The following is an 11,943-nucleotide window of genomic DNA, read 5'->3' as shown; positions in this document are numbered from 1 at the left end:
CGGGTCTTTCTTTGTTCGACAGATCAGATGCGGAGATGATGAACATGGCGGCTCTTGGGAAAGGCAGAACACAATTACGGTCCAGCATTACGTACAAATGGCTGTTGCTGCTCGTGGCGATCACATTGATTCCCTTGCTGGTGCTTGGTGCGGTCTCTTATTCCATCACCAAAAATGCAATCGACAAAAAAGTGACGGATGCCTCGAAGCAGCTGATCAGGCAGACGGCGGAGAACATCGATATCCGCTTCTCGGGTTATAAGGATATCGTCATGCAGATGATTACTAACCCGGAGATTATGTCGCTGCTGCACCGGATCAGTCAACGTGACGAGCCATCTGCCGAGCATATATCGCTAACGTCGAAGCTGGCGTACTTTACGGCCGTATCCCCAGAGTTCAAATCCGTGTCCTTCGTAACGGATTCGATGTACATCAAAGGCATATTCCGCTGGGACGACCAGGCCGAGCTGAAGTCCGAATTCTACACCAAGACTATGGCTGCAGGCAACGACTTTGTCTGGTTTCCGACCAGACGAGGCTATTATTCCGATACGGCAGACAGCCATGAGGAAGTCGTCTTCTCCGTCTCGAAGCAAGTGTTCAACATTCATGACGGGCGCCAGCTCGGCATGGCCGTTGTGCTCGATATCCGGGAGGAGATGCTCAGCGAGATATTGAGAAACAATGCGGATGGCGACTTGCGCACGGAGAGCTTTGTCATCGATCAGAACGGCTACATATTGTCCCACGGGGACAAAGGGATGCTGCTTACTCCCGTCGAGAATTGGTTCGAAGCGGAAGAAGCCTCCATACTCATAAGCGGCGGCAAAGAAGACAGCTTTGTCGCCCATTACAAAGGCAAGGAAGTAATGGTCAACTATCAGCAGCTGAAAACAAATAATTGGCGGGTCGTGCACGTTATTGAGCGGTCCAGTCTCTATAAGGATTCGGATCAGGTTATTCAAGTGATCGCGATTCTGATGGCGGTATGCGCATTATTTTCGATAATCGCAGCTTATGCCATGGCGAATTCCGTCTCCAGCCCGTTGAAACGAATGGTGAAAGCCATGAAGCAGGTGCATATCGGCAATCTGTCCACGCGAATCAAACGGGATGACAAGCGCATCGACGAAATCGGCAGCCTCGAATACCATTTCAACGATATGGTCGGACGAATTGAAGAATTGGTGCAGGCCGTCTATCAGGAACAGAACAATAAGCGCATTGCGGAAGTAAAGGCGCTGGAAGCGCAGATTAACCCGCATTTCTTGTACAATACGCTTGATGCCATTAAGTGGACGGCCTTGTTCCAGAAGGCAAACAATGCCGCAGAGATGGCCAGACTGCTGTCCAGGCTGCTGCACATCAGCATCGGCAAAGGCAGAGACACCGTGCTTGTACAGGAAGAGCTGGAGCATGTGGAATGTTACATGGGCATCCAGAACCTGCGCGCTACAGGCCGTATCGAGATGGTGTATGACATCGAAGAGGAAGTGAAGCTCTATCGGATTCCGAAGGTGATCCTTCAGCCGATCGTAGAGAATGCCGTCCTCCACGGCTTCGCCGACCGCCATGAAGGAGCTGTCATTCGGATCGGATGCCGGAGCACGGAAGGCCGTCTGCTCTTCAGTATTGAAGATAACGGGCACGGATTCGAGTCAGATCTGGCAGATAGCTTCAGCCATCAAATAGAAGATATGCCGAAGAGCGCAACGTTCCTGGGCGTCGGGCTATCGAATGTCGAAGAGCGGATCAAGTTAATTTGCGGCGAGGAATACGGGTTAAGCATTGATAGCAAGATCGGCGAAGGCACCCGGGTAATCATTACGTTGCCGGTCATGAAGGAGGAGAGCAGCCATGTATAAAGTTGTTATCGTCGATGACGAGCATTTGGTCCGTTACGGGATAAAGGCGATGATCGATTGGGAGAGCATCGGCTTCCAGGTCGTCGGAGAGGCCAGCAACGGCCGGGAAGGCTTACAAGCATTCCAGGAGCTGGCGCCGGATGTGCTGATCACGGATATTAAAATGCCCGTCATGGACGGCATGGAGCTGATCGCGCAGGTACGCATGATTGACCGGGACGCGAAGCTGATCTTGCTGACTTGCCTGGAGGACTTTGAATATGCCCAACAGGCGCTTCGCCTCGGCACCACTGATTATTTGATTAAATCCAATATGATGCCGCAGGACATGGAGCAAGTGATGCATCATTTGAAAGGCTTGCTGGATGAGGAACGCGGAATGAATGATCGGCCATCTGCATCCAGTGATGCTGCAGCAGCGGAAGCAAGAGAGGCCATCGCCACTGACGCCTTGTTGCTCGGCCTGGCGCACGGGACACTCTCAGCGGGTCATCTATCAGAGGTTATGCAGCGAACATCGGACCTTGACTCTGCGGAAGGGGTTGTTCTGCTTCATATCGAGCTGGACTACATAGAGAAGGTCTGCCGGCAATTGCCGGAGCAAGAGCTCTTGGAGCTGCATACCGGGGGAGCGGGACTCGTGCGCGAGATCTGCTTGGAGAAGCTGAACGGCGTCCACTCTTTCTCAGGACGCACCGGAGAATGGAACGTGCTGGTCAAGCATACGGAGGATGTCGAATCGGCAGGGAGAGAGATTATTGACCGGTTATCCGCAGCATGGCCTGTATCCGCCACAGTAGGGATGAGCAGCGCATTTCATACCTTGAAGGAGATTCGCGACGCCTACCTGCAAGCAGAGCAAGCTTGCCGATTAAAGCTGTTTCTTGGCTGCGGCAGCGTCATTGTTGCAGAGGCGCATCACATGAAGGATACGTCTCAGCAACCAGCGCCGATCACGAACAAAAAGCTGAACGAATATTTGTATTCACTGGACAGCGACGCGATGAGAACATACATCGACCATATCTTCAACGATGCAGAGGGGAGGCTCGATGTGGAGAGAGCACAGCTCATCTCCATCGAGCTGCTGCTTAATCTGACGAATATGTATGCCGACTTAACCCATGATCATGAGTGGCTGTATGATCGGAAGAAGGAGCTGTTCGACCAAATTAAGGAGCTGGAAACCTTGACTGACCGCAAGCGCTGGTTCGTTCAGGTGTATGAGGAACTTATTATGAAGGTGCGAAGCGTCTATACCAGCGACCAAGGCTCTATTCCGAAAGTAGTCGCGTATATTGACCAGCATTATGATCAAGAGCTCTCCTTGCAAATTTTAAGTGAGCATGTCCACCTTAGCAAAAATTATTTGGCCAACCTGTTCAAGAAAGAGACGGGAGAAGGGGTCATCGACTACATTACAAGAGTGCGCATCGACCGCGCCAAGTCGCTGCTGCGCGGCACGGAGCTGAGAAGCGGCGAGATTAGCCAGAGGGTAGGCATCCCGGACTCGAAATACTTCTCCAAGCTATTCAAAAAAATGACTGGCGTGACGCCCAGCGAGTATCGGGAAGCCGTTCATGCGGCATCGCATCTGTAGATTTGACACCTGCCGATACATATTCCACCGCACGGATCGATAGCAGGATTCGTGCGGTTTTTTATTCCATCATATTTTACGACAGACACCGTTGATCCTAACGTTTCTGTATGACAGTTCAACCCTTATGATGGATACAGGAACGCGGTGAACGCGCTTACATCATGAGACAAAGCGCTGACTCGCGTCCGAATTCGATAAGGAAAAGGGGTACATCCATGGCAAGAAACAAAAGATGGGTCAACATGCTTCTGACATCGCTTGCAGTCATGCTCGTATTGGCGGGCTGCTCAGGCAACGGCAACAAGCCGGCGAATACGAGCAGTCCGTCGCCGACCGCTTCGAACAGCGGCTCGGACGGCGGTGAATCCGGCCAACCGGTCGAGATTACGTTCTGGAATTTGTTCGGCGGCGGCGAAGGCGACTTCGTCGATCAGATTGTGAGCGGATTCAATGAGTCGCAGAACGAAGTGACGGTCAAGACGCTAAGACTGGAATCCAACGAATATTACGCCAAGTTCGGCACCGCGCTGGCTTCGGGCAAAGGCCCGGACGTAGCTGTCGCACATGCTGACCGTCTGGCTCCGTTTGTTAAGGCAGGCCAGCTTAGCCCGCTCGAAGAGCTTGCAGGTCAAGCCGATTTCAACTTCACAGAAATTACAGACGCGAATGTCGAGAGCGTCAGCTACGACGGCAAGCCATACGCCGTACCGCTCGACACGCATTTCCACATGTTCTACTACAATAAGGACTTGCTGGAGCAAGCCGGGCTGCTGAACGAAGACGGCACTCCGAAGTTCAATGACATCTCGCCGGAAGGCTTCAAGCAATTCCTGTCCGAGATCAAGAGCAAGGTGCCTGATGTTACGCCATTCGGCGTCAATACGCCTTACTTCCATGAGCCGTTCTACAACCTCTATTATCAAGCAGGCGGCAGCATCTTGACCGATGATCTGAGCCAAGCGGCTATTAACAATGAACAAGCGCTTAGCGTGCTGAATTTTTACCTGGATCTGTATGATCAAGGCCTCAGCGATATTAACGACAAGACGCCTTGGGATACCTTCCACAGCGGCAAAGCTGCAACCTGGTTTGGCGGCGTATGGGAAGCCGGTTGGCATCTGGGCGAAGAAGGCCTCAATGTCGGCATTACTTCCATTCCTGCTTTCTTCGGCAGTGAGTCTCATTGGTCCGGATCGCATACGCTGGTCATTCCGGAGTATGTAACGGATGAGAAGAAGGTAGCGGCAATGAAATTTATGAAGTACTTCACGATGGAAGGCGGCAAGACTTGGGGCCAAGCGGGACATGTGCCAGCGGGCAAAGCTGTTATTGCAAGCGACGAGTACTTGAGCCAGCCATACCGCGAGGAATTCATCAAGTCCCAGCAAACCGTTAAATACGCGCCGAAGACCGACCAATACAACGCAATCGATACCGTTGTGAAGGAAGTTCTGCAAGGCATCATCTTCAAGACGATCACGCCTGAGGAAGGCTTGAAAGGCATGGAGAAGGAAATTAACGAAATCGTTCAAAACTAATCGATTGACCGCTGTGGAATTGCATCGCTAAGGATGCCGTTCCACAGCTTTATCTTACAGAGACAGATACGGCTTGCCGCCATTGGAGGAGGATAACCGTGAAAGTTCAGCAAGCTGCCAGCGCCGGATGGAAGAAATACATGAAGCTTGAACTGTCGGCGCTTGCCTTTTTGGCGCCGTTCCTAATCCCGCTGCTACTCTTTTATATTTGGCCGCTGCTGAGAGGAGTATGGATCAGCTTTCATTCATGGGGCATTCTCGGCATGCAGAAGTACGTTGGCCTTAGCAACTATAAGAAGCTGCTGACAGGCGGCGACTTCTTTCATTATCTATGGAACAGTTTTTATTTCGTGCTGTTGATCGTGCCGATCATTATTGCGCTGGGTTTGCTGTTAGCCCTATTGGTTCAGAGAAAGATCCCGCTACAGACAACCTTCCGATCGATCTACTTTTTACCTTATGTGCTCTCCGTTTCGGTGATCAGCTTTATCTGGCTGCGAATGTTCGATTCGAAAAACGGGCTTCTGAACGTCATTTTGGATTCGCTTGGCTTGCCGTCCGTCCATTGGCTGACAAGTCCCGGGGCGGCATGGTGGTCGATCGTCATCGCTACCGTATGGTGGACGGTCGGATTTGTTATGGTGCTGTTCTTGGCAGGGCTGCAAGAGATATCGCCTGACCTGTATGAAGCGGCGGATATCGACGGCGCATCGGCCTTCCATAAGTTTCGTTATATTACGCTCCCTGGATTAATGCCCGTCATGAAGATTCAGATCTTCTTCCAGATTATCGCTGGCCTGAAGCTGTTCGGCCAAGTGCAAATTATGACGAACGGCGGTCCAGGCGATGCGACGAATACGATTATTCGCTATATCTACGTAACCGGGTTCAAAAAGGATATGTTCGGTCTAGCGGCCGCACAATCCACTATGTTCTGCATCTTTATGCTGCTAGTCGCAGCCGTTCAATACATGTTCATGAATCGCAAGACAGATTAGAAGGAGGGAATGCGTATGGCACGTATCTTCATCTACTTATTGACTTTGCTGTTGGCCGTCGTGTTTGTGATTCCTCTAGTCTGGATGTTCGTTGTTTCCTTCAAACCTGAGGGCGTATCCGCCATCACGATCAAAGAATGGATTGATTTCTCGGATCTGACGCTTAGCAACTATGCCAAGGTATTGACAGAATCCCAGATTCTAACATGGACCTGGAACAGCCTGGTTATCGGTGTGATTACGACCGTTATTACGATTGTAATTAGCTCGCTGGCTGGATTTGCATTTTCACGGAAGAAATTCAAAACCAAAGGCTTCTGGTTTCTCTTATGCGTATCCGGGCTTCTGATTCCGACGGAGGCTATGCTTATTCCGCTATATGAGACGGTGCTGAACATTCAATTGCTGGACAATATATGGGGAATCATTCTGCCAAGCCTGACCAATCCACTGGGACTGATCCTGATCAAGCAGTTCATGGACGGACTACCGAAGGATTATAAGGAGGCAGCGCAAATAGACGGCTGCAAGGATCTGCGCATGTGGTGGTCGATTTACGTACCGCTGACGCGCTCGGCTATGATTTCGATCGGTATTTTTTATTTCATCATGTCATGGAACAACTTTATCTGGCCTTATATCGCTATCAACACGCAGGAAAGCATGGTGCTCGCGACAGGGCTGCCGACCTTCCTGGCGAACAACGTGCTGCATGTGAATACCATTATGACAGCGAGCGCGATAGCGGCGATTCCTACCATGATTGTCTTCATTCTTTTGCAGCGCCATATCGTGCAAGGGGTGGCCATGACCGGGGTGAAGGGATAACGGATTGCTGCTTGGATAGATTGACTACGACAAAGGAGTGCAGGATGCGACTATGACAACGAGCAGATATATCAAAGATTATCCTCGGCCGCAGTTCGTCAGGGATGAATGGACGAATTTGAATGGGGAATGGGCGTTCGGCTTCGATGACACCAATATCGGTGAAAGCGAGGAGTGGCCGTCGCAATTCGGCGGTGACCGTACGATAATCGTGCCGTTCACGTATGAGACCGAAGCAAGCGGAATTAACGAGCACGACCACCATCGTTATGTATGGTATCAACGGACAATGGAGGTTCCGGTTGAACAAGCAGGGAAGTCCGTTATCCTTCACTTCCAGGCTGTGGATTACATCTCGAAGGTATGGGTGAATGGCCGGTATGTCGGTCTGCATCAAGGCGGTTATAGCGCCTTTTCCTTTGATATTACGCCATATGTGGTATATGGAGGAAGCAACAGTGTGACGGTTAAGGCCGAAGACAGCATGGACGCCGCCCAGCCGCGCGGCAAGCAGCGCTGGACGAAGGACAGCTTCGAATGCTTCTATGTCCAGACGACTGGCATCTGGCAATCCGTGTGGCTGGAATATGTGAATCCGGTACATATCCAAGCGGTCAAAATGACACCGGATATCGACACGCGCAGCCTGAGGCTGGAATATCAGGTTCAAGGCGATCTGACCTCTGGAGATATCCGTCTGGAGGCTATCATCAGCCTGAAAGGAAATCGCATGAAGCAGCTGAGCCTGGCGATTGATCGTCCTTGGCTTCAGCTCGATGTCGATCTGCTGCATGAGCAGAACGGCCCGTGGAAGATGAGCTACTGGACGCCGGCGACTCCTCATTTGTACGATATCGAATTTGTTCTGTACAAGGGGAATGAGAAGCTGGACCATGTCTATTCTTACTTTGGTATGAGAAAGATTTCGACCAGGGACGGACAGATTCTGCTGAACAATGAACCGATTTACCAGAGGCTGCTGCTGGATCAAGGCTATTGGCCGGAGAGCCATCTCACGCCGCCGTCGGAGGAAGCGATTCTGAAGGACATTCATGCGATGCTTGCGATGGGTTATAATGGAGTACGCAAGCATATGAAGGTGGAGGACCCGCGCTTTCTGTATTGGTGCGATGTGCTCGGCTTGCTGGTCTGGTCGGAGATGGCGGCGACCTTCGAATTTAATGATGATGCCATTCAGAGGTTTACCAGTGAATGGATGGATATTGTGCGCCAATATTACAATCATCCCTCGATCATTACGTGGGTGCCGTTCAACGAGTCATGGGGCATCATGAATGTGGCCAAGGACCGCAGGCAGCAAGCATTCACGGAATCAATCTACCACCTGACCAAATCCTTTGATCCGATGCGCCTGGTCGTCTCTAACGACGGATGGGAGCATACGGTCTCCGATATTCTGACGCTTCACGATTATGTGGAGAGCGGCGATGAATTCCGCCAGCGCTACAGTGACAAGGAAAACATTGTTCACAACCGGATTGCCTTCAACAACAGGAAATACGCTTATGCGGACGGATATCAGTATAAGGGGCAGCCGGTCATCCTGAGTGAATTCGGAGGCGTCGCTTTCAAGAACGATGCAGGATGGGGCTATGGCAATCAGGAAGCGACGGAGGAGTCCTATCTGAATCGGCTGAAGGAACTTCATGAGGCGGTTAAGGCGACAGACTATATTGTCGGCTACTGCTATACGCAAATTACCGATGTTCAGCAAGAAGTGAATGGCTTGCTTGCGGAGAACCGCGATCTTAAGGTTCCGCTTGACGCCATCAAGGAATTGAATAAGCCGTAGCCATTCATTGTGCTTCAGGTAAGACTGTGGACCGCGCCCTCGTGTGCGGTCTTTTTTTTCTATTGAACTATATAGGCCAATCCCCCATAATACACGATAGAATAGGAGGAGGACTCGAGTCCATGCATATTCAAGCCAACACGAAAGTCGATCAAGAAAGCAAGGCCGGGAAGCTCCAGGAGTGGACAACTCCCGGCAAGCAGCAGCAGCTCTACAAGCGCACGCTAGCCATTGTTGTATGTTCTCAATTATTCGGTGGTGCGGGACTTGCGGCAGGCGTGACCGTAGGCGCGCTGCTCGCGCAAGATATGCTTGGCACGGAGCGTTATGCCGGGATTCCGGCAGCTCTGATTACGCTCGGCTCCGCACTCGCATCCTTCCTGATGGGACGTCTAACCCAACGATTCGGAAGACGGTCCGGTCTGGCAACTGGTTTCCTTGCAGGGGGAATAGGCGCAATCGGGATTATTATGGCAGCCGTGGCTGCGAACATTCCTCTATTGTATTTCTCACTCTTTATCTATGGGGCGGGCACAGCCACCAACCTGCAAGCTCGCTATGCAGGTACCGATCTTGCGAAGCCGAAGCAAAGGGCAACCGCAATCAGCATCGCCATGGTATCTACGACATTCGGAGCGGTAGCCGGCCCTAATCTGGTCAGTGTGATGGGGAACTTCGCCGAATCGATCGGCGTCCCGAGACTGGCAGGACCGTTCATCCTAGCGGCGGGAGCCTTTACGCTTGCCGGACTCATCATTCTTGTGTTGTTGCGTCCTGATCCGTTCTTGGTCGCCAGCAGGATAGCGGAAACGCAAGCGGCTGCCCATCCATCGCAGAACAGCAAGGCTCAAGCGGGCAACCGTCAGGGGATCAAGCTGGGAGCAGCCATTATGATCTTGACACAAATCATCATGGTCGCCATCATGACCATGACACCGATCCATATGACTCATCATGGCCACGGACTCGGCGAAGTGGGCATCGTCATCGGCATCCATGTGGGCGCGATGTACCTGCCGTCGCTCTTCACCGGTATGCTGATTGATCGCATCGGAAGAATCAAGATGGCTTGCGCGTCCGGCGTCGTCTTGCTTGCATCCGGACTGCTCGCAGCATTCGGTCCAGCAGATTCCATGTTGTCGCTAATCACGGCACTAGCGCTGCTGGGTCTTGGCTGGAATCTGGGACTCATTAGCGGAACAGCCCTCATTGTCGATTCCACTAGCCAAGCGACCAGAGCGAAGACACAAGGCACGGTAGATGTGCTGATTGCACTCGCCGGTGCTTCCGGGGGCATGTTATCGGGCATGATCGTAGCGCAATCCAGCTATGCGACACTTGCTTTGGCAGGGGGATTGTTGTCTCTGCTGCTTATACCGGTTATGTTCTGGTCATCCAGATCATCCAAATAGCAGGTTGCGTTACGCTGTCCAGGCAACCTGCAGGCGGATAGGAAAAAAGCAGCCATTCTTGACGGATGGCTGCTTTTTGGTATTCCAGCAACCTTAAACCAAGTTGTTTCGTTTAGGAAATAGTAGAAAATGATGGATTTATCAAGGGAGGAGGAACGGATGATGGTTGCAAGTCTACAGCTGCGGTATGGGGTCGTTTTCCTATTGTTCTTCCTGATCCTGCAGGCTTGCAGCGCAAAAGCGGAGGTTGAGCAAAATGACCAACTTGTTCCAATCCCGCTGCCAGCGAATATCGGGTCTATTACCGTTTTCGAGCAACATCTCAATCAAGTCGTTGTTAAGCATACTGCCTCTGATTCGATAGAAGTGCTGCTCAAGGGGTTAAAGCAAGCGAAGCCTTCCTATATCGGCGATCCTGAATACAGCGGTACGAAATATAGGGTTGAATTGGCTGCTCCGAAGAAAAAGCTAGTCTTGGAGCTGAATGACCTGATAGCAACCGCTTCAACCGATGTCAGCGCCAAGGTATACCTGATCTTGCCTGGTGAAGAGCGGGCGAGGGCTTGGTCTCTGCCGTCCGAATGGATACAGAACCTGCTGCACTCAGAGGCTGAACCTGTGATTCAATTGACGCTGGATCAGGTCAATGATTCTGTCACGCTTGCAGCGAATCGTGCGATTGACAAGACGTCCCTAGAGGAAGCTCTAAAAACCTATATGATGATTTATCCGCCTGCAGGAGATGCTGCATCTGTATACAGGCTGAATTGGACGGACCCTCGCAGAGTCGTCATCGGATTTCCTCAGTTGCCGGAAGGGTCAGCTGCGGAATTCAAGCTGGACGGCGTGCTGACGCAGGAGGGGAAGCCATCCCAGATTAACTCGCCGCTGAAGGGCCGGTTGATAACGATTCATCAAGGGCTTGCTTGGAGTGGTCTGCAATGGGTAGATCCAGGGGGCAAAAGGGTACGCGAGCATGCTTTTCAAACAGCTGTGTCCATCATGCCGGCAAGCTCCTCATCTCATGATTCGGAGATCATCATTTATAATCATGATATACCGGCGTATCGGTTGGATTTGAAATCTGGTCATGTTGAGGATATTCTGACCAAGGAGCCAATCGATGTATCTGAGCTTGCAGTGAACGATAACGGAATAGGCTTTATATTTTCTTACTGTGACAATAAGGAACGGCTTTACATGCTGCATGGATGGGAAACCGTCTACCGGGTGGAGACAAACGGCGGCCAGAAGAAATTGATTTATACCTCGGACCGGCCGATCTATGGCATGGCCGCATCGCCAGACGGAAAGCATGTAGCGGTACTGACCGATTCGAGCGGGGGCTTGGGGCCTTATGCCGATTTGCGGGTAATCGATGCCGACGGGAAGCTGGTCTCCGAATTCAAGGAGGCGGCATACATCGGACATAGCGACGGCTGGTATTTCATATATCCGGTGAGATGGACGGACAACGAGAGGATAGAGGTGCCTATAATCGGCAGCTCGGGAGAAGCATTTTTCCGAGGCAAAGCGGCGTTCCATTATAAGAAGGGGTTGCAGCAGAAGCAGGGGAATGAGACTTTGTCTGCGGCTGACATTGCGATTCTAAAGGCATCTATTGACGGATGGGACGAAATGGATCTGTTTCGTGTGCTTCCAAGGTCCGAAGCAGCCGGCGAGCGTTATGTTGCCATCACATTGGCAGGCTCAGGCAGCTGGCTGATTGATCGAGAGGAGCAGCAAGCACGCAAGCTCGGATCAGGGCCGGTAATTGCCTGGACGCCCAAGGGGCATGTGGTTTACTGGCATACTACTGAAGGAATGTCTGCGGACTTTATTTCCATTGATTAGCTCGTAGCGATGGAACAAGCAGCACCCTG

8 protein-coding genes are annotated in these 11,943 nt (G+C 51.6%); all 8 read left to right on the top strand.

Features of this window, described 5'->3' with window-relative positions:
* Positions 1–44: 44 nt before the first annotated feature.
* The 8 genes from ACFVSO_RS10575 (at position 45) to ACFVSO_RS10540 (ending at position 11,914) form a co-directional block, all read left to right on the top strand.
* Positions 45–1,868 (top strand): cache domain-containing sensor histidine kinase, encoded by a 1,824-nt coding sequence (locus ACFVSO_RS10575; protein WP_387473006.1) that lies wholly within the window; start codon positions 45–47, stop codon positions 1,866–1,868.
* On the top strand, positions 1,861–3,468 hold the full coding sequence (locus ACFVSO_RS10570; RefSeq protein ID WP_387473004.1) for a response regulator transcription factor: 1,608 nt from the start codon (positions 1,861–1,863) through the stop codon (positions 3,466–3,468). The genes ACFVSO_RS10575 and ACFVSO_RS10570 overlap by 8 nt, the downstream gene beginning before the upstream one ends.
* Before the next feature lie 218 nt (positions 3,469–3,686).
* Positions 3,687–5,009: an ABC transporter substrate-binding protein gene (locus tag ACFVSO_RS10565; protein WP_387473002.1), complete on the top strand. Its 1,323-nt coding sequence runs from the start codon at positions 3,687–3,689 to the stop codon at positions 5,007–5,009.
* Positions 5,010–5,107: 98 nt separating this feature from the next.
* A complete protein-coding gene (locus ACFVSO_RS10560) occupies positions 5,108–6,007 on the top strand; it encodes a carbohydrate ABC transporter permease (RefSeq protein WP_387473000.1) in 900 nt (299 codons plus the stop codon).
* A 15-nt stretch (positions 6,008–6,022) separates the two neighbouring features.
* Positions 6,023–6,835: a carbohydrate ABC transporter permease gene (locus ACFVSO_RS10555; protein ID WP_387472998.1), complete on the top strand. Its 813-nt coding sequence runs from the start codon at positions 6,023–6,025 to the stop codon at positions 6,833–6,835.
* 52 nt (positions 6,836–6,887) lie between these two features.
* The gene (locus ACFVSO_RS10550; protein ID WP_387472996.1) at positions 6,888–8,648 is read left to right on the top strand and encodes a glycoside hydrolase family 2 protein; all 1,761 of its coding nucleotides are present in this window, start codon (positions 6,888–6,890) and stop codon (positions 8,646–8,648) included.
* Positions 8,649–8,770: 122 nt separating this feature from the next.
* Positions 8,771–10,060, top strand: coding sequence for an MFS transporter (locus ACFVSO_RS10545; protein WP_387472994.1), 1,290 nt, complete (start codon positions 8,771–8,773; stop codon positions 10,058–10,060).
* 159 nt (positions 10,061–10,219) lie between these two features.
* Positions 10,220–11,914: a TolB-like translocation protein gene (locus ACFVSO_RS10540; RefSeq protein WP_387472992.1), complete on the top strand. Its 1,695-nt coding sequence runs from the start codon at positions 10,220–10,222 to the stop codon at positions 11,912–11,914.
* Positions 11,915–11,943 lie beyond the last annotated feature (29 nt).

The organism is Paenibacillus sp. NPDC057967 (assembly GCF_042887015.1).
Classification (GTDB): Bacteria; Bacillota; Bacilli; order Paenibacillales; family Paenibacillaceae; genus Pristimantibacillus.
The sequence above is the reverse complement of the archived record's forward strand: the minus strand, read 5'-3'. Positions and strand labels throughout refer to the sequence as shown.